Annotated in this window: 21 protein-coding genes; 9 read left to right on the top strand and 12 right to left on the bottom strand. The window is 73.6% G+C overall.

Annotation, left to right across the window (positions count from 1 at the left end):
• Positions 1–169 precede the first annotated feature (169 nt).
• Positions 170–2779: a M1 family metallopeptidase gene (locus FGE12_RS29780; protein WP_228531215.1), complete on the bottom strand. Its 2610-nt coding sequence runs from the start codon at positions 2777–2779 to the stop codon at positions 170–172.
• A gap of 136 nt (positions 2780–2915) precedes the next feature.
• Here FGE12_RS29780 and FGE12_RS29775 point away from each other — a divergent pair, with 136 nt between their 5' ends.
• The 3 genes from FGE12_RS29775 (at position 2916) to FGE12_RS29765 (ending at position 4929) form a co-directional block, all read left to right on the top strand.
• Positions 2916–3653, top strand: coding sequence for a metallophosphoesterase (locus FGE12_RS29775; protein WP_153870047.1), 738 nt, complete (start codon positions 2916–2918; stop codon positions 3651–3653).
• 81 nt (positions 3654–3734) lie between these two features.
• Positions 3735–4211 carry a DUF962 domain-containing protein gene (locus FGE12_RS29770; RefSeq protein ID WP_153870046.1) on the top strand — a complete coding sequence of 159 codons (477 nt, stop codon included), beginning with the start codon at positions 3735–3737 and terminating at the stop codon, positions 4209–4211.
• Positions 4212–4221: 10 nt separating this feature from the next.
• On the top strand, positions 4222–4929 hold the full coding sequence (locus FGE12_RS29765) for a hypothetical protein (RefSeq protein ID WP_153870045.1): 708 nt from the start codon (positions 4222–4224) through the stop codon (positions 4927–4929).
• 108 nt (positions 4930–5037) lie between these two features.
• Here the strand turns inward: FGE12_RS29765 and FGE12_RS29760 are convergent, their stop codons facing one another.
• The 3 genes from FGE12_RS29760 to FGE12_RS29750 form a co-directional block, all read right to left on the bottom strand.
• A complete protein-coding gene (locus FGE12_RS29760) occupies positions 5038–5283 on the bottom strand; it encodes a DUF4287 domain-containing protein (protein ID WP_153870044.1) in 246 nt (81 codons plus the stop codon).
• A 150-nt stretch (positions 5284–5433) separates the two neighbouring features.
• Complete coding sequence (locus FGE12_RS29755; RefSeq protein WP_194798416.1) at positions 5434–6222, bottom strand: methyltransferase domain-containing protein; 789 nt, start codon at positions 6220–6222, stop codon at positions 5434–5436.
• Complete coding sequence (locus tag FGE12_RS29750; RefSeq protein ID WP_153870042.1) at positions 6219–6701, bottom strand: Fur family transcriptional regulator; 483 nt, start codon at positions 6699–6701, stop codon at positions 6219–6221. Before FGE12_RS29750 ends, FGE12_RS29755 begins: the two co-directional genes overlap by 4 nt.
• A gap of 342 nt (positions 6702–7043) precedes the next feature.
• Here FGE12_RS29750 and FGE12_RS29745 point away from each other — a divergent pair, with 342 nt between their 5' ends.
• The gene (locus FGE12_RS29745; RefSeq protein WP_153870041.1) at positions 7044–8339 is read left to right on the top strand and encodes a chloride channel protein; all 1296 of its coding nucleotides are present in this window, start codon (positions 7044–7046) and stop codon (positions 8337–8339) included.
• Between the two features lie 4 nt (positions 8340–8343).
• Here the strand turns inward: FGE12_RS29745 and FGE12_RS29740 are convergent, their stop codons facing one another.
• The 7 genes from FGE12_RS29740 to FGE12_RS29710 all read right to left on the bottom strand — a co-directional run bounded on the left by FGE12_RS29740 (position 8344) and on the right by FGE12_RS29710 (position 14464).
• A complete protein-coding gene (locus FGE12_RS29740; protein WP_153870040.1) occupies positions 8344–8745 on the bottom strand; it encodes a hypothetical protein in 402 nt (133 codons plus the stop codon).
• A gap of 20 nt (positions 8746–8765) precedes the next feature.
• A complete protein-coding gene (locus tag FGE12_RS29735; RefSeq protein WP_153870039.1) occupies positions 8766–9299 on the bottom strand; it encodes a hypothetical protein in 534 nt (177 codons plus the stop codon).
• A 64-nt stretch (positions 9300–9363) separates the two neighbouring features.
• Complete coding sequence (locus FGE12_RS29730; protein ID WP_153870038.1) at positions 9364–9972, bottom strand: hypothetical protein; 609 nt, start codon at positions 9970–9972, stop codon at positions 9364–9366.
• 4 nt (positions 9973–9976) lie between these two features.
• A complete protein-coding gene (locus FGE12_RS29725; protein ID WP_153870037.1) occupies positions 9977–11140 on the bottom strand; it encodes a winged helix DNA-binding domain-containing protein in 1164 nt (387 codons plus the stop codon).
• A 50-nt stretch (positions 11141–11190) separates the two neighbouring features.
• On the bottom strand, positions 11191–12291 hold the full coding sequence (locus FGE12_RS29720) for a sensor histidine kinase KdpD (protein WP_153870036.1): 1101 nt from the start codon (positions 12289–12291) through the stop codon (positions 11191–11193).
• A gap of 44 nt (positions 12292–12335) precedes the next feature.
• Positions 12336–13343 (bottom strand): diacylglycerol kinase family protein, encoded by a 1008-nt coding sequence (locus FGE12_RS29715; RefSeq protein WP_153870035.1) that lies wholly within the window; start codon positions 13341–13343, stop codon positions 12336–12338.
• Between the two features lie 122 nt (positions 13344–13465).
• On the bottom strand, positions 13466–14464 hold the full coding sequence (locus tag FGE12_RS29710; RefSeq protein ID WP_153870034.1) for an SDR family oxidoreductase: 999 nt from the start codon (positions 14462–14464) through the stop codon (positions 13466–13468).
• A 174-nt stretch (positions 14465–14638) separates the two neighbouring features.
• Here FGE12_RS29710 and FGE12_RS29705 point away from each other — a divergent pair, with 174 nt between their 5' ends.
• The 4 genes from FGE12_RS29705 to FGE12_RS29690 all read left to right on the top strand — a co-directional run bounded on the left by FGE12_RS29705 (position 14639) and on the right by FGE12_RS29690 (position 20834).
• Positions 14639–15349, top strand: a complete 711-nt coding sequence (locus FGE12_RS29705) for a PepSY domain-containing protein (RefSeq protein WP_153870033.1) — start codon at positions 14639–14641, stop codon at positions 15347–15349.
• An 88-nt stretch (positions 15350–15437) separates the two neighbouring features.
• Positions 15438–17255 (top strand): ATP-binding protein, encoded by a 1818-nt coding sequence (locus FGE12_RS29700; RefSeq protein ID WP_153870032.1) that lies wholly within the window; start codon positions 15438–15440, stop codon positions 17253–17255.
• 64 nt (positions 17256–17319) lie between these two features.
• Positions 17320–19368 carry an ATP-binding protein gene (locus FGE12_RS29695; RefSeq protein ID WP_153870031.1) on the top strand — a complete coding sequence of 683 codons (2049 nt, stop codon included), beginning with the start codon at positions 17320–17322 and terminating at the stop codon, positions 19366–19368.
• Between the two features lie 47 nt (positions 19369–19415).
• The gene (locus tag FGE12_RS29690; protein ID WP_153870030.1) at positions 19416–20834 is read left to right on the top strand and encodes an IgA Peptidase M64; all 1419 of its coding nucleotides are present in this window, start codon (positions 19416–19418) and stop codon (positions 20832–20834) included.
• 76 nt (positions 20835–20910) lie between these two features.
• Here the strand turns inward: FGE12_RS29690 and FGE12_RS29685 are convergent, their stop codons facing one another.
• Positions 20911–22470: an IMP dehydrogenase gene (locus FGE12_RS29685; RefSeq protein WP_153870029.1), complete on the bottom strand. Its 1560-nt coding sequence runs from the start codon at positions 22468–22470 to the stop codon at positions 20911–20913.
• Between the two features lie 109 nt (positions 22471–22579).
• On the opposite strand from FGE12_RS29685, the gene FGE12_RS29680 reads away from it, so the two are divergent.
• Positions 22580–24964, top strand: a complete 2385-nt coding sequence (locus tag FGE12_RS29680; protein WP_153870028.1) for a DUF3857 domain-containing protein — start codon at positions 22580–22582, stop codon at positions 24962–24964.
• Positions 24965–25036 lie beyond the last annotated feature (72 nt).

The following is a 25036-nucleotide window of genomic DNA, read 5'->3' as shown; positions in this document are numbered from 1 at the left end:
CAGGACAAGAGCGTGCGCCTCGGCGTCGCCCTCAAACGCGCGCACGCGGCCCGCAACGACGCCTACCTCCTGCACCTGCTAAAGGGCGGACTTCCCTCGACCTGAGATGCGTTTGCCCTGCCCTCTGGGAGAGGGGACGCCTTCGCCCTCTTGCTTCCCGTCTTGCCTTCTACGGGGCAGTCTTGCCGTTCGCGGCAGCCGGCTTGAGGAAGGCCGCAGCGCTCGCGCCCTGAGCCTCCTTCAGCGCGACGCAGAGGTCGATTTCCTCGAGCACGTTGGCGAGCGTGCGCGGGCCGCCCTGCGCCTTCTCGTTGCGCGGGCCGAAGAAGCTGGCCACGTCCGCGCGGGCCTCCGGCGAGCAGAAGCCCTGCGCGAGCAGCGCGATGCGCCCGGTGACCGACTCCGGCAGCCGCCCCGCGAGCGTGTCGTAGTTCTGCTTCACCCAGTCGTACGTGGTCTGGCGCGTGCGCACGTCGTTCGCGGCGCCGAAGAGCAGGTCGCCCGCCTCGCGCGGGTCCAGGTTCCCCTGCAGCACCAGCGCGAGGTTCGCGCGCACCAGCGCCGGGTCCTGGAAGTTCGAGAGCGCGCGCAAGAGCTGCTGGCGCAGCTTGCGATCCGGCGCGCGCTTCACCTCGGCGAGCAGCGCCGCGTGCAGCTGCGGGTCGTTGCCCGCCGCCGCCACCGCGAGCACCGGGTCCACCCGCTCCGGCTCGAGCACGCCGTGGTTCGCGAGCCAGCGCTGCGCGAGCACCTGCGCCTGGTTGATGAGCGTCTCGTCGTGGCCGTGCTGCGCCACCAGCGCCACCAGCTTCGGGCGCAAGAGCCGCGCGTCCTCGCTCTCGCCCTCCTTCGGGGTGAGGCCGAGCACGCGCGCGCGGCCCGCGAACACCTCGCGCACGAAGCGCTCGCGCTCGGGCAGCAGCTCCGCAGGCAGCAGCTCCTCGCGCAGCACGCCCAGCAGGTCCACCGCCGCGAGCACCACCTCGCGCTCGGGCGCACCCGCGTAGCTGCGCACCAGCGCCATCGCGTCCGCCACCGGCAGCCGGTTCGCCCGCACCAGCGCACCCGCGTCCCCCAGCAGCGCCACCCGCTCCTCCGCCGTGAGCTGGCGCGCGTGGGTGCTCAGCAGCGCCTGCAGGGCCGCAGGCTCCAGCGCGCTGCGGTAGTAGCCCGCGCCGTCCGCGTTCGGCATCACCCACGCGGGGCAGCCCTTGGGCGCCTCCAGCTGCAGCGCTCCCTCCTTGCCGTCCAGCAGCGTGCACGCGCGCTGGCTGCCCGCGCCCGCGGCGTAGCGGACACAGAGCGGCACCTTCCACGTCTGCGCCGCGTCCGCCTTGCTGCCCACCGGGCGGTAGCGCTCCTGCGCGAGGCGCAGCGTGGCCGTGCCCTGCCCCTTCTGGCACTCGAGCTTCGCGCTCACCAGCGGCGCACCCGTCTGCTCGAGGAAGGTGGAGAGCACCGGGCCCAGGTCCTTGCCGGCCTCGGCGGCGAGCGCGTGCACGAAGTCGTCCACCGTGGCGCTGCCGTAGGCGTGGCCCTTCAGGTGGCGCTGCACGCCCTTCTGGAACACGTCCGCGCCCAGCCACGCCTCGGTCATGCGCAGCACCGCGGCGCCCTTGCCGTAGGTGATGCCGTCGAAGGCGTTGTACACGTCGTTCTCGCTCTCGATGGGCTGGCGGATGCGCCGCGCGCTCACCAGGCTGTCGTCCTGCAGCGCCTCGCTGCGCCCGGACACGCGCTCGAGCGACTCGCCCCACGTGGGCTGCCAGTCCACCAGCACGTGACTGGACATCCAGGTGGCGAAGGCCTCGTTGAGCCAGAGGTCGTCCCACCAGGCCATGGTGACCAGGTCACCGAACCACTGGTGCGCGAGCTCGTGCGCGTCCACCGAGGCGAAGCGGCGCTGGCGCGAGAGCGTGTCCTCGTCCGGGCGGCTGAGGATGCTGCCCGAGTTGAAGGTGACGAGGCCGGCGTTCTCCATCGCGCCGTCCAGCAGCGGCACCGCGAGCAGGTCCAACTTCGCGTACGGGTAGGGGATGCCGAAGTACTTCTCCAGCTGGTCGATGATGGCCGGGGTGACCTCGGCCGCGTAGGTCGCCTCCACGGCGCGCCCTCGCGGGGTGAGGATGCGCGTGGGCACCTTCCGGGAGCCGGAGGGCTTCGCCTCCTTCACGTCGAAGGGGCCCACGCCGAAGGCCACGAGGTAGCTGGGCAGCGGCTCGCTCGGGGCGAACTTCACCACCTGCATCCCGTCCGGGCGGTTCTGCGCGGACACCTGCGGCGTGTTCGTCACCGCCGTCTGCCCCTGCGGCACCACCAGCGTCAGCGTCCAGGGCGTCTTGAAGCCCGGCTCGTCGAAGCAGGGGAAGGCGGTGCGCGCGGCGAGCGGCTCGAACTGGGTGAAGACGTACCAGTCGTTGCCCTCCTGCACGCGGAACACGCCGTCCACCTCGCGGGTGGAGAGCCGGCCGGTGTACGCCACGCTCACCTTCGCGTGCCCCTTGGGCAGCGGCTGCATCGCGTGCAGGCCGAGGAAGTCGTCGTCGCCGCGCCGCGCCTCGAGCGGGAAGCGCGCATCGCCCACCTGCACGTGCGCCTGCTCCACCCACAGCTCGTGCGCGTGCAGCCAGATGGTGTCCGTGGGCTGCTCGAGGTCGACCTCGATCTCCACCCGGCCCGCGAAGCGCGGCTCGTCCGGGTGGATGACCAGCATGGCGGAGTAGGCGGTGGGCTTGACGCCCTCCGGCAGGCGCAGCTTGGGGGCGACGGGCCGGGGCATCGGCGGACGCGAGGCCTGCACGGGCGGCGGCGGAGCGCCCCCCGGGGGGCCCGAGGTGGCCTGGGAACCCGTGCAGCCGAGGCCAGCGGCACCGAGGAGTAGGGCGAGCGGGAGCAGCGTCGAGCGGAGTGCGGGCATGTGGCTCACGGGTGTAGCGCAGGCCGGGGGCGCGCGGTACTACGTCGCGGTGAGCTCCCCTCCGCCCCCGCGCACAGTGTTCATCGGAGACGTGCACGGCTGCCTCCTGGAACTAGAGGAGCTGCTGCAGGCCTGCGCGTACTCGCAGTCCGACCGGGTGGTGCTGGTGGGAGACCTGGTGGCCAAGGGGCCGGACTCGGCCGGCGTGGTGCGGCTCGCGCGCGAGCGGGGGCTGCTCGCGGTGCGCGGCAACCACGACGCGCACGTGCTCGGGGCGCGTGCGCGCGGCGGGGTGCGCGCGGACGGGCGCAAGCTCAAGCGCGAGCACCAGCGCGTGCTGGACACGCTCGCGCCCGAGGACTGGGCGTACCTGGAAGCGCAGCCGCTCTACCGGCGCTTCCCCGAGCTCAACGTCATCGCCGTACACGGCGGCCTGGTGCCGGGCGTGGCGCTGGAGGCGCAGGACTCGAACCTCCTGCTCAACCTGCGCTCCATCACCCCCGAGGGCGCACCGAGCAAGCGCATCGACAACGGGGTGCCGTGGGCGAGCCAGTGGAAGGGGCCGGAGACGGTCGTCTTCGGGCACGACGCGATGCGCGGCCTGCAGCGCTACCCGCACGCGCTGGGGCTGGACTCGGGGTGCGTGTACGGCGGGCGGCTCAACGCGTGGATCCTCCCGGAGGGCCGCCTGGTGAGCGTGCCGGCGAGGGCGCAGTACATGTCCGTGGACGACTGAGTGTCCCCTCTCCCCCTGGGAGAGGGCCAGGGTGAGGGTGTCGGGTTGCCCACCGCGCGGCTGCGGGCCACACTCCGCCCCATGAGCCCTGCCCTTCGCGCCCTCTTCGTGGACTACGCCGAGAGCCACCGTCATCCGACGAACCGCCTGACGCACAAGCTCGCCATCCCGCTCATCGTGTTCCACATCGTGGCGATGCTGGACTGGGTGCGGCTGTTCCAGGTGGGCGGCTTCACGGTGACGCTGGCGATGGTGGCGGTGGCGGCGGCGCTCGTCTGGTACCTGCGGATGAGCGTGAAGCTGGGCCTGATGATGGCGGTGTTCCTCGCGCTGTGCTTCCCGCTCGGCCGCATGACGCCGTGGCCGGTGGTGGTGGCGATCGCCGTGGGCGGCTGGCTGGTGCAGCTCGCGGGGCACTCGGTGTGGGAGAAGAAGTCCCCCGCCTTCCTCACCAACCTGCTGCAGGCGCTGGTGGGCCCCATCTTCTTCCTCGCGTGCCTCACGGGCGACTGGCGCGAGGGGCAGACCTCCGCGGAGCCGGTGGGCGCGGGGCGGTAGCGCCGCGCGCGTGACGAAGCCCGAACCCCAGCGCTGGGTGAGCGCAGGCTATGTGGTGGCGCTCCCCTTCCCGCGCCCGGCGCAGATGGACGCAGCGCTGCTGCCGCCTGTGCTGTGCACGGCGTCCGCGTGTCTTGCGGATGTCGTCGACAGCTGGATCCTCTCGTGGGTGCGGATGGAGGACGCGAAGCGCGCGGAGATCGCTGCTCGCTTCGGCATTGCGACAGAGCGCTTGCCTGAGGTGCATGCGTGGGCCGACCGCCACTTTGAGCAGGGCTTTCGCTGGCCGTGCTTCTTCGAGGCATTGGAGGTGGCCCAGGACTTCTGCGCGCGCTTCGTCCCGCCGAAGGCAGGCGCAAGGATCATCGGTCTTGCGCTTGCAGCAGAGGACGTGGGCCGCTTCCTCGAGCAGATCATTCCCACTCCGGAAGCTTCGGCCAGCTTCGAGCGCCGCACCGCGCCCCCGCAGGGAGGCATCCGGCTGGGCTCCGAGGTCCTCGGATGCGAGCACGGGTGCAGCCTGCATTCGTTCCACTGCAACGGCCTCGCGCGGGACTATTTCGAGCGCTTCGGAGCGCGGCTCAACGCCCAGGGCCTCTTCGACGACCATGCACTCGCGCGGCGCTGCGCAACGTATACAGACAGTGACGAATGCCGCGCCGAGCCCGTGCCCTGGTTCGCGGTTCGTCTCACCGAATACCCGCGCGCCGCTCAGTAGCTGTGCCGCTCATCGCGGCGCCGCCACGTGCACAGCGCTCAGCCGCTTCGCTTCCAGCAGGTCGAGGAGCGGCAGGGTCGGTCGCGCTCGCCCGCGCGGCGCGGTCCGTCACCCCTTGGCGCCGCCCGCGTCCTCCTGCAGGGTGTGCGCGACGAGCGCGTTGGCGTGGCCGTGTCCGAGCCCGTGCTCGGACTTCAGCCAGCTGACCAGCTCCATGTGCTTGCCGCCGCCGCGCTTGCGGATGAGCGCCTTCCACTCGGCGATGGGGCGCCCGTAGGTCTTCTCGATGGAGGGGAAGTAGGAGGCGGGACCCTTGACGGGGACTGCCTTCGCGGCGGGCTTCTTCTGCGGCATGTCGTTCTCCGGTGTGGCCCTCTCGGGCGGCCGTCTTCGACCAGACGACGCGCGAGAGGCACCGGTTTCGACATCGGGAGCGGGGGACGCGGGGGAAGGCCCCCTTCCCTCACCCCGACCCTCTCCCAGAGTGAGAGGGGACGGCTGCGCTCACTTCGCCGAAGACGATGAAGCAGACGACGGCGTGGCGACCACCAGGCGCAGCCCCACGTCGAGCTCCTCCAGCGTGCGCAGGCTCCCGTGGCGCGCGTCCCAGCTGCCGTCCTGCAGGTCGCGCGTGAGCCGCTTCACCACGCGCTCCACCACGGCCGGCGCCATGCGCGCGAAGCCCGAGGTCGCGGCGCGCGCCTGCGCATCCAGCACGCGCTCCGGGTGCGCCCAGAAGGAGCCCAGCATCCAGTCCGGCGTGTCGCGCGGGACGGGCACGGGCTCCACCCGCACCTCGCCTCCGAGCCAGTGCGCCAGCCGCTCCATCGAGGGGAAGATGCGCCGGTCCAGCGTGGCCAGCTCCGGCAGGTAGTCCTTCATCAGCCACATCTGCTCGCTCACCTGCGCGTCGTAGGTGAGGATGACCACCGGCCCGCGTGCGACGCGCCGCAGCTCGCGCACGCCCTTCTCCTGGCCCTCGTCCCAGTGGTGCACGGTGAGCACCGCGAGCGCCGCGTCCACGCTCCCGTCGCGCAAGGGCAGCTTGTCCGCGAAGGCGCGCACCGCGGGTGCGAGCTCGGGCGGGCGCTGTGCGGCCATCACGTCGCTCGGCTCCACGGCGACGACGTAGCGGTCGCGCGGCTCGTAGCTGCCGGTGCCAGCGCCCACGTTCACCACCGTGCGCGCGTCGCCGAGCGCCGCGTGCAGGCGCTCGCGGAAGCGCGGGTCCTCGCGGCGGGTGAGTGCGTAGCCCTGGCCGATCGCGTCGTAGCGCGAGACGGGTGCGCTCACGAGCGGTCGCCGCAGCGATCGCAGCGGCCCCGCAGGGTGACCTCCACGGCCTTGCGCGAGACGGCGCCCGGCAGGCCCCGGCCGCGCGCCAGCGTCACCGCGTCCTCGGGGAGGCAGGACACCGTGCCGCAGCGGGTGCAGGTGAAGTGCGGGTGCAGGGTGGCGTGCGCGCCGGTGCCCTCGGGGCGCAGCTCGAAGCGCCAGGTGTGGTCGCCCAGGTCCGTGCGCGCGAGCAGCCCTGCGTCCGCGAGGTCATTGAGGTTGCGGTAGAGGGTCACCCGGTCGAGCCCCTCCCCGTCCAGCCGCTCCACCAGCTCCGCGTGGCTCACGGGGCGCGCGGCGCGCTGCAGCTGCCGCAGCACCGCCACCCGGGGCGCCGTGCTGCGCAGCCCCGCCGACCGCAGGCGCTCCTGCAGGTCGGGGACACGGCTACGGGCGACGCGGGCTGCGGTGGAGGTGGTGCGCTTCTTGAGAGTCATGGGTCTTCCCTAACGCAGTGCCACTGCAAAGGCAGCCGCCGTGTGCATCCGCGTTGCCCAGCGAGCGAACGGCCAGCGCCTTTCTGCAACTCAAGTGCAATGGTGCAATCGCGCCACGCGCATTCGTGGTCTACCCTGCCTGCTCCTCATGCACGCGGACACTTCCACTCCTGCTCCGCCCGCACTCGCACCCTGGGTTGAGGGTAGGCGCAGTGCCGCTGAGTCGCCCTTGTCCGTCCAGGGCCCCCATGCGCCGAGGGCACGCGCCCGGGCGTGCGGCGAGCCCCTGGGCCGGCGCTTCCCCCGCCGGCTCCTCGCGCGCGCGGGTGGGGGAAACACCTGATGCCGCTGCCGCCCATCGGCCGCGCGGGGAGGGCCTTCGCGCAGTGGCTGCTGCTGGGCGCGCTGGTGGGCGTGGCGGCGGGGCTCGCCTCGGCGCTGTTCCTCTTCCTGCTGGAGCGCGCGACGCAGGTGCGCCTTCAGCACGAGGCGCTGGTGTGGGCGCTGCCGCTCGGGGGCCTGGTGCTGGGGCTGCTGCAGGAGCGCTTCGGGCGCCCGGTGCGCGGCGGCAACAACCTGGTCATCGACACCGTGCACGAGGACAGCGCGCAGCTGCCCCTGCGCATGGCGCCCATCGCGCTGGTGGGCACGGTGCTCACGCACCTGTTCGGCGGCAGCGCGGGGCGCGAGGGCACCGCGGTGCAGATGGGCGCGAGCCTCGCGGACGCCATCGCGCACCGCTTCCGCGTCTCGGTGCCCACGCGCCGCGAGCTGCTCGCCGCGGGCATCGCCGGAGGCTTCGGCAGCGTGTTCGGCACGCCCATCGCCGGGGTGGTGTTCGGGCTCGAGGTGGTGAGCGTGGGCCAGGTGAGCTACCACGCGCTGCTGCCCGCGCTGGTGGCGGCGGTGGTGGGAGACCTCGTCACGCGCGGGGTGGGCATCGTGCACACGGCCTACCCCACCCCCGCGCCGCTGCCGCTAGCCCCGCTGCTGCTCGCCAAGTGGCTGGTGTTCGGGGTGGCGGTGGCGGCCGTGACGGTCGCCTTCGTGGGGCTGACGCACGGGCTGAAGCGGCTCGCCGAGCGCCACGTGCCGCGCCAGCCGCTGCGCATGGCGCTGGGCGGCGCGGTGCTGGTGCTGCTGTGGCGCGGCGTGGGCACGGGGGACTACCTGGGCCTGGGCGTGCCGGTCATCGTGCGCGCCTTCGTTGACCCGGGGCTGGTGCCCTGGGCCTTCGCGCTGAAGCTGCTCTTCACGGCGGTGACGCTGTCGGTGGGCTTCCTCGGCGGTGAGGTCACGCCGCTGTTCTTCGTGGGCGCCTGCCTGGGCAACGCGCTCGCGGGGCCGTTGGGGCTGCCGCTCGGGCTCGCGGCCGGCGTGGGAATGGCGGCGGTGTTCGGCGCGGCGGCCAACACGCCCCTCGCCCTCTCGATCATGGCAGTGGAGCTGCTGGGCGGCGCGGTGCTCCCGCACGTGGTCATCGTCACGGTGGTCGCGTACCTGCTCACCGGCCAGCGAGGCATCTACCCGGCGCAGCGCATCGCGCGGCTGAAGCACGGCGGGCCACTGCTCGGGCGGCTCGTGCCGCTGCGCGACCTGCGGTCCGAGGACGAAGCGCCTCCGGGGAGACGGAAGTAGGCCGCTACTGCGCGCCCGAGCTCACCGGCGCGGGCGCCCGGAACATCGCCACCGCGAACCCGAGCGCGAGCAGTGCGTACACGAGCCCCAGCGGCCACAGCGCGCGCAGCTCGGGCGCGCGCGAGAGCAGCTTGCCGAAGGCGAGCGAGGCCGCGGCGAAGTGCAGCAGGTTGCCCACCACGAGCGGGCGCCCGTAGATGCCGCCGATGGTGGTGCCGCGCGCCATCCAGTCGAGCATCGCGAAGCCGAGCCACAGTGCGCCCAGCACCTGCACGAGCAACACGAGCGGCGCCTCAGGAGAAAGACCGAGCCGCGCGAGCAGCTCTTGCGGGAGGAAGGTGGCAGCGAGCCCGAGCGCCGCGAGCACGCCGGCGCTGAGGGTCATCAACAGACGGGAGAAGCTCATGGGCGCCGAAGCTACTCGACCTAGAAGCCGATGAGCCGTCCCTGTGCGTCGAAGGCCGGATAGGTCTCGAAGCCACCGAAGTATCCGGCCTGCACGAACACGCGTGTGCCCTCCGGCCCACAGGTGATGTTCGCGGCCATCGGATCTCCGGGCGGCCGCCCCGCTGCGACGAGCGCGCGCTCCAGCGCCTCGGGACTGGGGGCTTCGGAGTCCGGCACGCCGCGGCAGGCCTCCGCCGCCACGTCCCGCAGCGCGTACAGCTGCGCGAGGTGCTGGTGCAGCTGCACGAAGCGCGCGAAGAGCAACGCCGCGAGCAGCAGCGCCACGATGCGCACGCTGCGCGAGCGCACGAGGAACGAGAGCAGCGTCAGCGCCGCCACGAAGAGCAGCGCGCCGAGCCGCACCCGTCCGAAGAGCAGGTACACGCGCGGATAGGGCAAGAGCCACAGCTGCGCGCCCAGCAGCAGCGCGAGCGCGAGCCAGGGCAGTGCGCGCCAGGCAGGGTGGGCGCGCAGCTCCTCGAGGGAGGGCGTGGGCTCGGCAGGGGGCGTCATCGCGGGTTCACGGCAGGAGGCCTCTTCCCTCACCCTGACCCTCTCTCAGGGCGAGAGGGGACACTCAGGTTCCGGGCGGCACCAGGGTGCGCGTCACCTGCGGGTCCAGCGTGAAGGAGCTGAAGTAGCGCTCCGCATCCGAGGGCGGCGCGCCCACCGGGTGCAGGAGCAGCTGCTGGTAGAGGCGGTGGCCCACCAGGTACACGCGCCCGCGCAGCTCGCGGCCCTCGGCGCGCGCGTGCACCTCCTGGCCGGGGAAGCCCGCGAGCGTGAGCGGCGAGACGCTCACCTCCTCCGTCCCCAGGCTCTCCGCGCCCGCGCGCGCCGCGCTTTCCAGCAGCCGCTCGGGCGTGGTCTGCGCGAGCGCCTCGTCGGGAAAGTCCGTGTACGAGACGAAGTACGCGGTCGTCTCCGTCGGGTCGCTCGAGGTGAAGGTGTGCGTCAGCACGTCGCCCGTGCCCGTGGCCTGCTCGGCCTGCTCCACCCGGGGCGCGGACGGCAGCTGCACCGAGAAGCCTCCCTCCGCCGAGCGGAAGGGGGGACGGGGCGGCTCGGGCGTGGCGACGGTGGCCGACGGCACGGGCGGCTGCGGCTTCGCGTCCTCGGTGCGCGTCTGGGGGCGAGCGCCCGCGCAGGCGGTGAGCAGCAGCAGGAGCAGGGCGGCGCGGGACATGGGGCTAGCGTAACGCAACCCCCCTCCCGGAGGGGACGGCTTCGCCCGCGTGTCTGACGAACTGCACCTGCGTGCGCGGCGCGTCTCCCGCGGCGAAGGCGAGCAGGCGCTCTGCCTCCTCGCCCAGCGGCCCGCGGTCCCTGCGCGAGAGCGGCCCGAAGGTCTCGATGCGCAGCGTGGTCCCGGCGCGCTCGCGCACGAGCCGCCACGTCCCCGCGACGAAGCCGTCCAGCAGCACCGTGCCGGGCACGATGCCGTTCTGCGTGAAGACCTTCACCTTGAGATCCTCGGCCCGCGCGATGCGGCTGCGCTCCGCGTGCGAGAGCAGCACGTTGTCCCACTCCGCGAGCAGGCGCGGCGGCGCGGGCGCGTCCTCCGGGGGGCGCGGCGCCTCGGGCAGGTCGAAGAGCTCGCGGCCCTGCGCGTCGTGGAAGACGGCGAGCCGCGGACGCAGCCGCTCCAGCACCGCGTCCAGCCGGGTGAGGCCGCACCAGGTCTGCACGTCCTTCACGCTCGCCGGCCCGAAGGCGCCCAGGTAGCGCAGCACCAGCGCGTCCAGGGTGAGCGTGGCCTCGGGCGCACGCCCCAGCCAGGCCTCGGCCGTGGTGTGCACCGCCCCGCCGCTCACGCCCCACAGCCCGCGCGGCGGCACCTGCACCAGCGGCGCGAGGCAGCGCACCGCCATCGCGAGCGACTCCGGCGCGCCCCGGGGGAACTGCGGCGCGAGCGCCTCGCCCAGCTCGCTCAGCGTGCGCGGCCGCTCCTCCAGCAGCGCGCGGCCTGCCTGCGCCACGGCCTCCAGGTCCACCCCCACGAGCCTGCGGCCGTGGTTGCCCTTCAGCCCGCGCTCCAGCACCGGCTGCACGAGCGGGCGCAGGCGCAGCGCGTCTCGCGCCGTGACCAGGTGGATGGTGGAGCGCATCAGAGCGAGCCTCACCACCTTGCGCTTCTGCACGAGCCCGCTCAGCGCCTCGTGGCGGAAGCCCTCGAGGCGCGACCAGAGGCCGTAGTAGGGCGGGTTCGGCGCCTGCGCCTGCAGGCCCACGAGGTGCTCGAGCAGCTGCGGCACGGTGAGCTGCGCGCGCTGCAGCAGGTGCTGGCGCGCGAGCAGGGCGCGGTTGAGGGCGCGGGGCGTGAGCACTGCGGCAGAGGACTTGGCGCGAGCCATGGACGCGGCATCGTACGGGACGGCGGCGCCCCTGCGCTTCGAGTGAATTCCTACAGGCTCGTCGGCGCGTCCTGGAAGGGGCGCGCGTCGAGCGGGACGTCGAGCGTGAAGGTGGTGCCGCGCTCGGGGTCGCTGTCCACCTCCACGCTGCCGCCGTGGGCCTCGGCCACCGCGCGCACCAGGGGCAGCCCCAGCCCCCAGCCGCGCTGCGCGCCCTGCTCCGCGGAGGCGCTGCGGCGGAAGGCCTGGAACAGGCTCTCGCGCTCCCCGGGCGGGATGTACGAGCCCTCGTTGTGCACCGTGAGCTGCGCGCGCCCCTGCACCGCGACCACGCGCAGGGTGATGGGGCGCTCGCTCGCGCCGTACTTCAGCGCGTTGGTCACCAGGTTCTCCACGCCCCGGCGCAGCGCGTCCGCGGACCAGTGGCCCGGCACCGGCTCCGGCGCAGTGAGCACGAAGCGCGCCCCGTGCGTGGGCTCCAGCGCCTCCACCACGCTGCGCGCGATGGCGCCCAGCTCGCAGGGCCCGAGCGTCAGCGTCAGCCGCCGCCCTGCCCCCACGCGCCCCAGGTCCAGCAGGTCGCGCACCATGCCGTCCAGCCGCTCCAGGCCCTCCAGCGTGCGCTGCGCCCAGCGCGCCACCTCGGGCGCATCCGGGCGGCGCAGGATCATCTGCGCCCCCGTGCGCGCGGCCGTGAGCGGACCGCGCAGGTCGTGCGCGAGCGAGAGCATGAGCCGCTCGCGCAAGCCCTCCGCCACCAGCGCGTAGGCGCCGCAGGCCTCGTGCACCGCGCGGTCGATGGAGCGCTGCACCGTGAGCTGCTCGGCCTCGGTGAGCGGCGCGAGCTGCTCGAGCAGCACGTCGCGCAGCAGCTGGTACTCTCGGATGAGGTCCTCGAGCCGGTAGCCCGTCAGCCGCACCCGCTCCCCGCCGTGCTCCTGCGCGATGTTGCTGCCCTCGCTCGCCTCCTGCCGCGGGTGGTTCGGCGAGAGCGCCTCCGCCAGGTAGTGCAGGAAGCGCGGCATCGTGTTCGCCAGGATGGGGTGCGGCTGCTGCGCGGCCGCTGCCACCTCCGCGCGCACGCGCTCCGTCCACAGCCGCAGGATGCGGGCGTTGCCGGTGAGCAGGCGGTGCGAGGCGCTGGAGTCCATCCTGCCCTCACCATGCACACGGCGGGGGGAGCCGTCACCCTCCGTCACGCCACGAGCTGCGCCACCCGTCTCCAGTCCACCAGCTGCACGCGCTCGGGGTACAGCCTCAGCTCCACCGTGCGGCGCATCCCGGCCAGGTCACCGGCCAGCTGCAGGGGCACGTCGCGGTCGAACTCCATGCGCACCCCCTCCACGAGGAAGTCGTGCATGTTGGGCAGCGGATGCGCGCCGCGCCACAGGGGCACCGCGTGGCGCACCGCCTCGAGCACGCTCGCCGAGTACACGCGCACGCTGAGCCGCCCGGGCACCGCCTCGGCGAAGGGGTAGGCCTTGAAGCCGAAGCCCCACTCCGGCGTCGTCGCCGCCCCGGCCACTCCGGCGCTGCCCTGGTACAAGAGCGCCCCCTTCCCGCCGTGGGGCACCGGGCGCAGCGAGCCCTGCGCATCCAGGGTGAGCGCCTCGCCGCCCAGGTTGTACACGCTCACCTGCGGCGAGCCCTCGCCCATGAGGTGGCGCGGCACCGTGCGGGTGAGCATCGCCGCGAGGTAGCCGCGCAGCCCCGCGTGGGCCTCGCGCACGGGGCCCGCGGGAAAGCCCGCGAGCCGGTCCTTGAAGTCCTTCACCATCTCCGCGTCCCAGCCCGTGCCGGCGAAGGGCGCCACCCGCCCCTCCACCTCCACCAGGCCGAAGGCGCGCAGGGGCAGGGGCCGATCGCCGAGGGCCGCGAGCTGCGCGAGCGCGCGCGCCGGCGAGGGCGCCCCGGTGACGCGCGCCCACGCGTTGCCCGTGCCCAGGGGGAGCACCCCGAGCGCCGGCAGCGCGAGCCCCTGGTCCTTCAGCTCGTTGAGCAGCCCGGTGATGGTGCCGTCCCCGCCGCCCGCGAGCAGCAGCGCAGGGGGGTCCGTGTGCAGGTGCTGCGCAATCCAGGTGCGCAGTTCCTCGAGCGAGCGGGTGAGGGCGAGGCGGGCGCGCGGAAAGAAGCGGTGCACCAGCTCCGCCACGCGCTCCGAGCCGCGGCGCGCACGCAGGTTCACGAGGACGGCGAGCTTCATCTCACTCCGGTCGGAAGGCGCGGGTTTCGCGGGCGCCGCCGCGCGTCCCCTGCCGCGCGCGCGTGCCGCGGCCGGGGCGCTTAGCACCGGCTCCGCCTGCTGTCTCTGGCGCCGGCGCGGGCTCATGCGAGTGCCCGCTGGAGCCGGGCGCGCAGCGTGCGCGGGCGGCGCTGCGCGCGCGCGGCCACCAGCGCGAGCGCGCCGCCGGCGAGCAGCCCGCGCCGCAGCCACTGCTTGAGGCCCCCGTGGTAGCCGCCCGAGGCCTCCGTGCCCTCGCGCATGGGCGTGAACACGTTGCCCGGCGCGTGCGGGTGGGGCGCGTCCGCGAGCTCGCCCGCGTCCGTGAGCGGGCGCATGGTGCGCTCGAAGAGCGCGGGGGCGACGCCGTGCAGCGCGGCGAAGCTGCGCCCGGCGGGGCCCACCATCACCTCCGCGCGCGGTCGCTCGAGCAGCCGCACCAGGGCGCGCGCCACGCGCTCCACCGGGTACACCGGCTCGAGCGGCCGCAGCGCGTGGCCGGTGTAGTTGGCCGCGTGGTGCCACAGCGGCGTGTCGATGGCCGCGGGCAGCAGCGTGCACACGTGGATGCCCGTGCCCTGCAGCTCCTGGCGCAGCGACGAGGTGAGCCCGCGCACCGCGTGCTTGCTCGCGACGTAGGCGGAGGAATAGGGCCCGGCCACCCGGCCGAAGACGGAGGCCACGTTGACCAGGGTGCCCGTGCCCTGGCGGCGGAAGTGGGCGAGCGCCACGCGCGCGCCCGTCACGGTGCCGAAGAAGTTCGTCTCCATCACCTGGCGGAAGGCCTCCTCGGGCGTGTCCTCGAGCCGGCCGACCAGGTAGACGCCCGCGTTGTTCACCCACGCGTCGAAGTGGCCGAAGGCGGCCACCGCCTCGCGCGCGAGCGCCTCCATGTCCGCGGGGATGCTCACGTCCGTGGGCACCACGCGGCAGCGCGCCCCGAGCCGCTCGCACTCGGCCGCGAGCGTCTCCAGCGGCTCCTCGCGCCGCGCCGCGAGCACCAGGTTCGCCCCGCGGCGCGCGAGCCGCAGCGCGCTCGCGCGGCCGATGCCGCTCGAGGCGCCGGTGATGACCACCACCCGCTGCCGCCAGCCCCGTGCCATGTGCGCTCCCTCGCCCTCGGGGCGCGCGTGTCCGCGTTCGCACAGGCGAAGGCCCGGGGGCGCCCCACTCCCCTGGCCGGGCGAAGATGGCGACGCGCCCGCCCCCCGTGCAGCGGGGCCCCGCTGCCTGCCCGCCCAGCAGTCGCCCCGCACTTCGGCTAAAGCGCTCGGGCCATGCCTGCCCGCAGCCCCCGCCCCCTGCACCGCTCCCTGCACCGCCTCTGTGGCCTGCTGCTCACCCTGCCCGTGCTGCTTTGGATGGGCACCGGCGTCCTCTTCCATGTGAAGCACCGCTACGCGGAGGCCTACGAGCCGCTCGCGGTGCCCCTTCCGCCCGGCACGCCCAGCGCGTGGACGGAGGCGCGGCGCGCGCCGGCGGAGCTGCTGGCCGCGGGGCTGCTGGATGCGGCAGGGCCCCTGGTGCTGCAGCGCCACCCCTCGGGGCGGCCCGTGCTCCTCGGGCTGCACGCGGGGGCGGGGCGCGCGGTGGACGCGGGCACGGGGGCGGTGCTGCCGCTCGCGGACGCGGCCACGGCGCGCGCCTGGGCGCTCGCGGCGGTCGCGGCGAGCGCACACGCCGCGCGCTACGGGACGCTCGCGGCCGCGCTCCCCGAGGAGACGCAGCACGCGAGCGCGCTGCTGGGCCGGGAGCTGCCCGCGTACGCCTTCGAGTTCAGCGGCGGCAAGCGCGTGACGGTGGACCGCGTCACCGGCGAGGTGGCGCAGACGGGCGCGCTCAACGACTTCATCGACGCGAGCTACCGCGTGCATTACCTGCAGTGGACGCCGTGGCGCCCGCTCAACCTGCTGCTGCTCGCGCTCGCGGTGCCGGGGATGCTGCTGCTCGCGGGCAGCGGGCTGTGGCTCGCCCGGGGCAGGCGCTGAGCGGGGGAGGCGCAGCGCCTGCTTGCCTGCATGCTCCCACCTCGCGCCCACCCCTCCCCCTGCCCCTAGACTGGGGCATCCACCGCCCATGTACCCCGCGCTCCCACCCCTGCTGCTGCTCTCCGCGACGCGGGCGGGCACGGGTGCGCTCGTGAGCCCGCTCGCTCTGGCGGCGCCGGTGTACGCACAGCCGGCCTTCTGGGCAGCGCTCGCGCTGGTGGCGGGAGGCCTGAGTGTGGCGCTCTACCTGCTGGGCCGCGAGCAGCAGCGCGCGCGCGAGCAGGAGCTGCAGGCGCGGGTGGAGGAGCGCACGCGCGCGCTGCAGGCGGCGCTCGCGACCATGGCCGAGAGCGAGCAGAGCATGCGCCAGCTCATCGATCGGCTCCCCTCGGCGGTGACGGTGTACGTGGACGACCGCGCGGTGTACGCGAACGACGCGGCGCTGCGGCTGATGGGCTACGAGCGCTTCGAGGACCTGCAGGGCCGCTCCATGTTCACCCACGCGGCGCCCGAGGAGCGCGCGCTGTCCGAGGCGCGGCTCGCCCGGCTGCAGGTGGGCGAGAGCCTGCCGGTGCGCGAGGGGCGGGTGGCGCGCGCGGACGGCACGCAGGCCACCGCGGAGCTGACGGCGGTGCGGCTGCACTTCGGCGGCCGGCCCGCGGTGGTGAGCGTGGCGCGCGACATCACCGAGTCGCGCGCGCTGGAGAGCCGGCTGCGGCTGAGCGACCGGCTCGCCAGCGTGGGCACGCTCGCGGCCGGCGTCGCGCACGAGATCAACAACCCGCTCGCCTACGTGCTGGCGAACCAGCGCTACGTGGCCGAGGAGCTGGAGCGGCTGCTGCAGGACCCGGCGCTGCCGGCCGCCCACGCGCTCGGCCTGCGCGAGCTGCTGGACGCGCTGCACGACGCGCAGGAGGGCGCGGGCCGCGTGCAGCACATCGTGCAGGACCTGAAGACCTTCGGGCGCAGCGAGGAGGAGCGCTCGGGGCCGCTGGACGTGCGCCCCCTGGTGGAGAGCGCGCTGAGCCTGTGCCGCAACGAGCTGCGCCACCGCGCGCGCCTGAGCAAGGAATTGGAGGCGGTGCCGCAGGTGGTGGGCAACGCGGCGCGCCTCGGGCAGGTGTTCGTGAACCTGCTGGTGAACGCGGCGCAGGCCATCCAGAAGGGCAGTGTGGAGGAGAACGAGGTGCGGGTGCGCACCCGCACGGACGCGCGCGGCTGGGCGGTGGTGGAGGTGCAGGACACGGGCGCGGGCATCGCGCCGCAGGACCTGCCCAGCATCTTCGACCCCTTCTTCACCACCAAGCCGGTGGGCGTGGGCACGGGGCTGGGGCTCTCCATCTGCCACAGCATCGTGCGCGCGGCCGGCGGGGACATCGCGGTGCAGAGCGAGGTGGGGGTGGGCACCACCTTCCGCGTGGAGCTGCCGCCGGCCGCCCCCGCCCGCCCCGCGCAGGCCCCCGCCGCCGCCTCGCCCGCGCCGGCCGCCGCCGCCGTGCAGGGCGCGCGCGTGCTCATCGTGGACGACGAGCCGCTGGTGGCGCGCGCGGTGCGCCGCGTGCTGCAGGGCGCTCACGCGGTGGAGACCGCCACCAGCGCGCGCGAGGCGCTCGCGCGGCTGGAGGCGGGCGAGCGCTTCGACCTGCTGCTGTGCGACGTGATGATGCCGGAGATGAGCGGCCAGCAGCTGTGGGAGGCGCTGGGGAAGAGCTTCCCCGAGCAGCAGGCCCAGGTGGTGTTCGTCACCGGCGGCGCCTTCACCCCCGAGGCGCGCGCCTTCCTGGAGCGGGTGCCGGTGCGCGTGCTCTCCAAGCCGCTGGACCCGGCCGCGCTGCGCGAGCTCGCCGAGGAGCGGGCCCGCCTCCGGGCCGCGCGCGCCGCCCGCCCGGCGTCCGGGCAGGCGTAGCGCAGCGCACACCTGCCCTCGCGGTCCGCTCGCCACGGCGCGCCCCGCGCACTACTGCAAGGGCGTGCCCGCCGCGCCGCTCGCAGACTTCCTCGCCCAGCACCGCGACACGCTGGAGGCGCGCTTCCTCGCGCGCTCGGCCGCGGAGCTGGGCGCCCAGGGGCTGGGGGGCGCGGCGCGCGAGGACGCGCTGCCGGAGTTCCTCGACGACCTGCTCGCGGCGCTGCGCGAGGGAGCCCTGCCCCCGGCCGCCCGCCACACCCGCCACGCGCACGCCCAGGCGCACGGCGCGTACCGGCGCGCGAGCGGCGTGGAGCTCACGGCCCTGGTGCGCGAGTACGGCATCCTGCGCGACTGCCTCTTCGAGCTGCTCGAGGCCGAGGGGCTCGCACCCGCGGTGCGCGAGCTGCGCATCCTGGACGAGTGCGTGTCCAACGCGGTGACGGACGCGGTGGCCGCGTACGTGGCCGCGAGCGACGAGGCGCTGCGCGAGAGCAGCACGCTGCTGGAGGGCATCCTGGACCGGGCGCCCGCGGCCATCTACGTGAAGGACCTGGCGGGGCGCTACACGCTGGTGAACGCGCACTTCCTCCAGCGGCTGGGGCTCACCCGCGAGCAGGCGCTGGGACACACCGACCACGAGCTGGTCGCGCGCGCGCAGGCGGACGCCGTGCGGGGCAACGACCTGGAGGTGCTCGCGCGCAACGCGCCGCTGGAGCGCGAGGAGCTGGTGGGCTCGGAGGACGGGCCGCACACGTACCTCTCGCTCAAGTTCCCCCTGCCCGGTCCGCCCGCGCTGCCCACCGCGGTGTGCGGCATCAGCACGGACCTCACCGAGCGCAAGCGCGCCGAGGACACGCAGGACTTCTTCGTGCTGGTGGGGCGCGCGCTCGCGGACTCCATCGACTACGAGGCCACGCTCAAGACCATCGCGCAGCTGGCGGTGAGCCGGCTCGCGGACTTCTGCATGCTGGACCTGCTGGGGGAGGACGGACAGCTGCACCGGCTGGAGGTGGCCAGCCGCGACCCGGCGCTCGCGGAGCTGATGGAGCGCACGCGCCCCTACCCGCCGCGCATGGGCAGCGGCCACCCGGTGGCGCGCGTGGTGGAGACCGGCACGCCGCTGGTGGCCAGCCCCATCACGCCCGACTGGCTGGACGCGAGCGCCGCCGACGCGGAGCACCGCGCCGCGCTGCAGGCGCTCGCCCCGCGCGCCGCCGTGGTCGCCCCGCTGGTGGCGCAGGGCCGCACGCTGGGGGTCATCAACCTGGCCACCCGCGACCCGAACCGCCACTTCGGCCCCCGCGAGCTGGAGCTGGTGCAGGGGGTGGCGGACCGCGCCGCGGTGGCGCTGGCCAACGCGCGCCTCTACCGCGAGGCGCAGGAGGCGGTGCGCACGCGCGAGGACGTGCTGGCCATCGTGAGCCACGACCTGAAGAACCCGCTGGGCGTGGTGGGGATGACGGCGGGACAGCTGCTGCGCCACGCCGGCACGGACGAGGCGGGAAGGCGCACGGCGCGCTACGCGCAGACCATCCAGCGCTCGACGAACCGGATGAGCCGGCTCATCAGCGACCTGCTGGACCTGGCCTCCATCGAGAGCGGCACGCTCGCGCTCGCCCCGCGCGCCGAGGACCCGCGGGCGCTCCTGCACGAGGCCGTGGAGGCGCTCGCGCCGCTCGCCGCGGACAAGGGCATCGCGCTGCAGGTGGACGGAGCCCCGGGCGGCGGCGTCCCCGCGGCCCCCGCGCGGGCGGACCGCGAGCGGGTGCTGCAGGTGCTGGGCAACATCGTGGGCAACGCGCTCAAGTTCTCGCCCGCCGGCAGCGAGGTGCTGCTGCGCGCGGAGCCTGACGGCCCCTTCGTGCGCTTCAGCGTGCAGGACGCGGGGCCGGGCATCGGGCCGGACGAGCTGCCGCACATCTTCGACCGCTTCTGGAAGGCGGGGCGCTCGGCCACCCGCGGCACGGGGCTGGGGCTCTTCATCTGCCGCGGCATCGTGGAGGGGCACGGCGGGCGCATCTGGGCGCAGAGCACCCCGGGCCAGGGCACGCTCGTGCTCTTCACCCTGCCAATGTGTCCTCCCTCTCCCTCTGGGAGAGGGTCGGGGTGAGGGACGTGCGCCGTGAGCCGTGAGCCGGACTAGAGTCCCCGCCCGCCATGCACCTGCCCCTCCTGCTGCTCGCAGCGCTCGCCGCTGCTCCCGCTGCGTCCCCTGCCGCTCCCGCCTCGGCGCCGAAGACCTTCCGCGTGGACTACTTCCACACGGGCAACGCCACCGAGGAGCACTTCAGCCTCGACCGGCTCGTGGTGGAGCCCCTGCCCTGGCCGGGCCACCCCGAGCGCACCGTGGACGACACGGGGCTGGGGAAGTACTTCTTCGAGGTGCGCAGCAAGGCGGGCGGCAAGCTCCTCTACTCGCGCGGCTTCGCCTCCATCTACGGCGAGTGGGAGAGCACCCCCGAGGCGCAGCAGATGAAGCGCACCTTCGGCGAGTCCTTCCGCTTCCCGCTCCCGGACGCGCCCGTGCAGGTGACGCTCAAGAAGCGCGGGCCCCAGAACGAGTGGAAGCAGCTGTGGCAGTTCGACGTGGACCCGAAGGACATGTTCGTGGACCCCAGCGTCCCGGCCGCTCCCGGCCCGCTGCTCAAGCTCGTCTACAACGGCCCGCCCGCGCAGAAGGTGGACTTCCTCATCCTGGGTGACGGCTACACCGAGGCCCAGCGCGGCAAGTTCGAGAAGGACGCGCGCAGGCTCGTGGAGATCCTCTTCAGCTTCAGCCCCTTCAAGGAGCGCAAGAGCGACTTCAACGTGTGGGGCCTGATGCCCGCCGCGAAGGAGCCCGGCATCAGCCGCCCCTCCACCGGCGTGCACAAGCGCAACCCCGTGGGCAGCACCTACGACGCCTTCGGCAGCGAGCGCTACGTGCTCACCTTCGACAACCACGCGTTCCGCGACATCGCGTCCCACGCGCCCTACGAGTTCGTGGAGATCCTCACCAACAGCAACACCTACGGCGGCGGCGGCATCCACAACCTCTTCAGCACCGTGGCCGCCGACAGCCTCTGGAGCCCCTACGTCTTCGTCCACGAGTTCGGCCACCACTTCGCGGGCCTCGCGGACGAGTACTACACCTCGGACCCCACCTTCGTGCCCTCCGCCGAGCGCCCCGAGCCCTGGGAGAAGAACGTCACCGCGCTCAAGGACCCGAAGAACCTCAAGTGGAAGGCGCTGATGACGCAGGGCGTGCCCGTGCCCACGCCGTGGAAGAAGGACGAGTACGACGCGCACGCCGGCGACGTGCTCACCCGCCGCCGGGCCATTCGCCAGAAGAACGAGCCCGAGAAGGTGATGGACGCGCTCTTCCTCGAGCAGCGCGGCTGGGAGGAGAAGTTCCTCTCGAGCCAGCAGTACTCGGGCAAGGTGGGGGCGTTCGAGGGGGCGATGTACGAGAGCCGCGGGTACTACAGGCCTCAGCTCGACTGCGTGATGTTCACCCGCGACCGCGTGCCCTTCTGCAGCGTGTGCCAGGGCGCCATCAGCGAGGTCATCGACCTGTACTCGCGCGGGAAGAAGTAGCGCGCGCGGAGTATCGGGGTGAGGGGTCCGGCTCCCTCACCCCGACCCTCTCCCAGGGGGAGAGGGAGGACACGGGCTACGTGTCGCTCGGCGTGTTGTGCATGTCGCGCACCACCACGTCGTGCGCGCCGCCCTCGTGGATGCTCACCGCGCTGGCGAGCGTGAGGCGCGCGACGCGGTAGAAGTCCGGCAGGTTGATCGCCCCGCAGTTGCACATGGTGCTGCGCACCTTGGAGAGCGTCACCTCGAGGTTGTCGCCCAGCTTGCCCGCGTAGGGCACGTAGCTGTCCACGCCCTCCTCGAACTCCAGGCCCTTCTTCTTCTTGCCGGCGCCGCCGCTCGCGTCCGGGCCGTGGTCGTAGCGCTGCCAGTTGCGGGCGCGGTTGCTGCCCTCGCCCCAGTACTCCTTCATGAACTGGTTGTTGATGCGCACCTTGCGGCCGGGCGCCTCGTCGAAGCGGGCGAAGTAGCGGCCCATCATCACGAAGTCCGCGCCCATGGCGAGCGCCAGGGTGATGTGGTGGTCCTGGCTGATGCCACCGTCCGAGCAGATGGGCACGTAGATGCCCGTCTTCTGGAAGTACTCGTCGCGCGCGCGCGCCACCTCGATGACCGCGCTCGCCTGCCCGCGCCCGATGCCCTTCTGCTCGCGGGTGATGCAGATGGAGCCGCCGCCGATGCCCACCTTCACGAAGTCCGCGCCGGCCTCCACCAGGTAGAGGAAGCCCTCGCGGTCCACCACGTTGCCGGCGCCCACGTACGCGCGCTCGCCGTACTTCTGCTTCACGAAGTGGATGACGTCCCGCTGCCACTCGCTGTAGCCGTCCGACGAGTCGATGCAGAGCACGTCCGCGCCCGCGTCGATGAGCGCGGGCACGCGCTCGGCGAAGTCGCGGCTGTTGATGGCCGCGCCCACCAGCAGGCGCTTCTCCGCGTCCACGATCTCCAGCCGGTGCTCCTGGTGCGAGTCGTGGTCCTTGCGGAACACGAGGTACGCGAGGTGCTGGCGGTCATCCGTGATGGGCAGGCAGTTGAGCTTGTGCTTCCAGATGAGCGCGTTGGCCTCCTGCAGGCTCACCCCCACGCGCGCCCCGTGGATGCTCGAGAAGGGGGTCATCAGGTCGCGCACCCGGGTGTCCATGGGGGTGTGCCCCAGGCGGTAGTCACGGCTGGTGATGATGCCGTGCAGGCGGCCCGTGGGGCTGCCGTCCTCGGTGACGGCAACGGTGGAGTGCCCGGTGCGCTCGGTGAGCGCGAGCACGTCCGCGAGGCTCGCGTCCGGGCGCACATTGGAGTCGCTCACCACGAAGCCGGCCTTGTACGTCTTCACCTGGCGCACCATCGCGGCCTCGGACTCGATGCTCTGCGAGCAGGGCACGAAGGAGAGGCCGCCCACGCGGGCGAGCGCGATGGCGAGCTCCGGCCCGCTCACCGCCTGCATCAGCGCGCTGGTGATGGGCACGTTGAGGCGCAGGGCGCTCTTGCGCGGATCCGGGCGGCTGCCGGGCTCGGCCCGGTAGCGCACCAGGGGCACGCTGAGGTCCACGTTGCTGGGGATGCACTGCTTGGTGGTCAGGTTCGGGATGAGGAGGTACTCGCCGAACGTCCGACTGGGCTCGTCGTAGATGAAGGCCATGGCGGCACCTAACGGGGAGCGCGCGCCCTGTCAACCCGGCGCCCGCCCCAGGCGTTCGCCCCCCTGCTTGCGCCCACACGCACCGAAGGGGGATCTTCGCGGTCTTCCCATGATTTTCCGCGCTCTTCCCGCCCTGGTCCTGATCGCGCTCGCCCTCCCCGCACAGGCCGCCCGCGCCCCGGCCCGCCAGTTCGCCGTGGCCCCCGCGCCCGCCTGGGTGCAGCCCCTGCCCCTGCCCGAGGCCCCGGCCGCAAGCCCCGGCAGCGCCGCGCCCCAGAAGGGCAGCGCCGGCCTGCGCTTCAGCCTGGTGGACCTGCAGACCCGGGTGGGCGCGGACGGAGCCCAGGAGAGCTACGCGCACTTCGCGCGCAGCTTCACCAGCGAGGGCGGCGTGGCGGAGGGCTCGCAGCTCTCCTTCGAGTTCGACCCCAGCTACCAGCACCTCACGCTGCACGGGGTGTGGCGGGTGCGCGCGGGCGAGCGGCGCAGCATCTTCGACCCCTCGGAGGTGAAGGTCATCCAGCCGGAGCGCGGGCTGGAGGCGCAGATGTACGACGGCTCGCTCAGCGCGCTGCTCTTCCTGCGCGACATCCGCGTGGGCGACACCGTGGAGTACGCCTTCACCGTGAGCGGCAACAACCCGGTGTTCGCCGGGCACTTCAGCCGCTACGTAGACGCGCGCTACGGCGAGCCCGTCGCCCACTGGCGCTACCGCCTGCTCTGGCCCCACGCCCGCCCCCTCTTCACCAAGGTGCACGGCCAGGTGCAGGGCGGCGGGAAGCTGGAGCCTCGCGTCACGCGCACCGGGGCCGAGGACGAGTACGTGTGGGAGCAGCGCAAGCTGGAGGCGCTGCAGGTGGATGACGGGCTGCCCAGCTGGTACGCCCCCTTCACCGAGCTGCAGCTGAGCGACTACGCGGACTGGGAGGCGGTGGCCACGTGGGCCCTGCCCCTCTTCAGCCCCAAGCCCGGCGACGAGGCGGGGCTGGACGCCGAGGCCGAGCGGCTGCGCGCGGCGAACGCGACTCCCGAGGCGCGCCTGCTCGCGGCGCTGCGCTTCGCCCAGGACGAAGTGCGCTACGTGGGCCTCGAGCTGGGCCCCAACACGCACCAGCCGCACCCGCCTGGCGAGGTGCTCGCGCGCCGCTTCGGCGACTGCAAGGACAAGGCGCTGCTGCTCGTCGCGCTGCTGCGGCGGCTCGGCATCGAGGCGGCCCCCGCGCTGGTGAACACCCGCGCGCGCCAGGCGGTGGACGACCTGCTGCCCACCCACGCGGCCTTCGACCACGCCATCGTGCGCGCCGAGCTGGACGGCCACGTGTACTGGCTGGACGCGACCCGCACCTTCGAGCGCGGCGCGCTCGCGCAGCTGCAGCCGCCCCACCTGCGCCGCGCGCTCGTGGTGCGCCCCGGCACGCGCGCGCTCGAGGAGATTCCCCGCCCCGTGGTGAAAGCGCCCACGGTGGAGGTGGAGGAGCACTACGTCGCGCGCGACCGCACGAAGCCCGCCACCCTCACCGTCACCACCCGCTACAGCGGCCCGGACGCGGACCGCCAGCGCGACGCCCTGTCCACCGGCGACCTCGAGGAGATGAGCCGCACCTTCCTCAACTACTACGCGCGCACCGACCCGGACATCCGCACGCTCCAGCCGCTCGAGGTGAAGGACGACCCGGCGAAGAACGTCCTCACGATGGTGGAACGCTACAGCATCGAGAACTTCTGGCGCACCCGCGAGCACGACTTCGACGCGGACGCCATCAGCCAGGAGCTCACGACACCGAAGATCTCGAGCAAGCGCACCATGCCCTTCGCCGTGCGCTACCCGCGCTCGGTGAAGATGGCCATCCGCCTGGAGGCCCCCGAGAAGCTCGACGTGCGCGCCGAGAAGGACAGCGTGGAGGGCCCCGCCTTCCGCGTGGACTACGACCTGCGCGCGGTGGGCAGCAACCTGCTGCTCGACTACCAGTACCGCAGCACCGCGGACGCCGTGCCCCCGGAGAAGACCACCGCGCACCTGGATGCGGTGCGCAAGGTGCGCGACAACCTCGGCTTCAACATCACGCTGCGCGGCGCCGGCGCGGCAGGCGCGGCGGCGGTGCCCGAGGAGGACCTGGGCTGGGAGGCGTACGCGTGGCTCGGCGGCGTGCTCGTGTTCACGCTGGGCGGCCTGTGGATCCTGCACGTGGGGCCGGTGAACCTGTGGCGCAGCCTGCGCTCGCGGCGCCGGCGCAAGGCGTTCGCGCAGAAGTTCGAGGAGGTGAAGGGCAGCAGCGCCGCCACCGCGCTGCCGATCGCCTCGGTGCAGGCGCTGCCCGCGGCGCTCTCGAAGCTGCGCTGCGGCTGCGGCGCGCTCGGCGGGCCTCCGCCCTCGGTGGCCGAGCCCCTGTTCCTCGGCGACCAGGTGGTGCTGAGCCTCAAGTGGTTCTGCACCCAGTGCGGCTGCCAGCGCAAAGCGTTCTACGCGATCCAGGACGAGCAGCGGGCGGCGTGATTGCAACTCAGTTGCGCTCTCTTCCTCACTGTTCCCTCTCCCTCTGGGAGAGGGAAAGGGAGAGGGAAGAGG

The organism is Aggregicoccus sp. 17bor-14, from assembly GCF_009659535.1.
Lineage (GTDB): Bacteria > Myxococcota > Myxococcia > Myxococcales > Myxococcaceae > Aggregicoccus.
This window is presented reverse-complemented; position numbering and strand designations above follow the sequence as displayed.

Coding starts and splice junctions, on each gene's coding strand:
- FGE12_RS29780 (WP_228531215.1), bottom strand. CDS start 2,779: ATGCCCCGGCCCGTCGCCCCCAAGCTGCGCCTGCCGGAGGGCGTCAAG.
- FGE12_RS29775 (WP_153870047.1), top strand. CDS start 2,916: ATGTGGCTCACGGGTGTAGCGCAGGCCGGGGGCGCGCGGTACTACGTC.
- FGE12_RS29770 (WP_153870046.1), top strand. CDS start 3,735: ATGAGCCCTGCCCTTCGCGCCCTCTTCGTGGACTACGCCGAGAGCCAC.
- FGE12_RS29760 (WP_153870044.1), bottom strand. CDS start 5,283: ATGCCGCAGAAGAAGCCCGCCGCGAAGGCAGTCCCCGTCAAGGGTCCC.
- FGE12_RS29750 (WP_153870042.1), bottom strand. CDS start 6,701: ATGACTCTCAAGAAGCGCACCACCTCCACCGCAGCCCGCGTCGCCCGT.
- FGE12_RS29745 (WP_153870041.1), top strand. CDS start 7,044: ATGCCGCTGCCGCCCATCGGCCGCGCGGGGAGGGCCTTCGCGCAGTGG.
- FGE12_RS29740 (WP_153870040.1), bottom strand. CDS start 8,745: ATGAGCTTCTCCCGTCTGTTGATGACCCTCAGCGCCGGCGTGCTCGCG.
- FGE12_RS29735 (WP_153870039.1), bottom strand. CDS start 9,299: ATGACGCCCCCTGCCGAGCCCACGCCCTCCCTCGAGGAGCTGCGCGCC.
- FGE12_RS29730 (WP_153870038.1), bottom strand. CDS start 9,972: ATGTCCCGCGCCGCCCTGCTCCTGCTGCTGCTCACCGCCTGCGCGGGC.
- FGE12_RS29725 (WP_153870037.1), bottom strand. CDS start 11,140: ATGGCTCGCGCCAAGTCCTCTGCCGCAGTGCTCACGCCCCGCGCCCTC.
- FGE12_RS29720 (WP_153870036.1), bottom strand. CDS start 12,291: ATGGACTCCAGCGCCTCGCACCGCCTGCTCACCGGCAACGCCCGCATC.
- FGE12_RS29715 (WP_153870035.1), bottom strand. CDS start 13,343: ATGAAGCTCGCCGTCCTCGTGAACCTGCGTGCGCGCCGCGGCTCGGAG.
- FGE12_RS29710 (WP_153870034.1), bottom strand. CDS start 14,464: ATGGCACGGGGCTGGCGGCAGCGGGTGGTGGTCATCACCGGCGCCTCG.
- FGE12_RS29705 (WP_153870033.1), top strand. CDS start 14,639: ATGCCTGCCCGCAGCCCCCGCCCCCTGCACCGCTCCCTGCACCGCCTC.
- FGE12_RS29700 (WP_153870032.1), top strand. CDS start 15,438: ATGTACCCCGCGCTCCCACCCCTGCTGCTGCTCTCCGCGACGCGGGCG.
- FGE12_RS29690 (WP_153870030.1), top strand. CDS start 19,416: ATGCACCTGCCCCTCCTGCTGCTCGCAGCGCTCGCCGCTGCTCCCGCT.
- FGE12_RS29685 (WP_153870029.1), bottom strand. CDS start 22,470: ATGGCCTTCATCTACGACGAGCCCAGTCGGACGTTCGGCGAGTACCTC.
- FGE12_RS29680 (WP_153870028.1), top strand. CDS start 22,580: ATGATTTTCCGCGCTCTTCCCGCCCTGGTCCTGATCGCGCTCGCCCTC.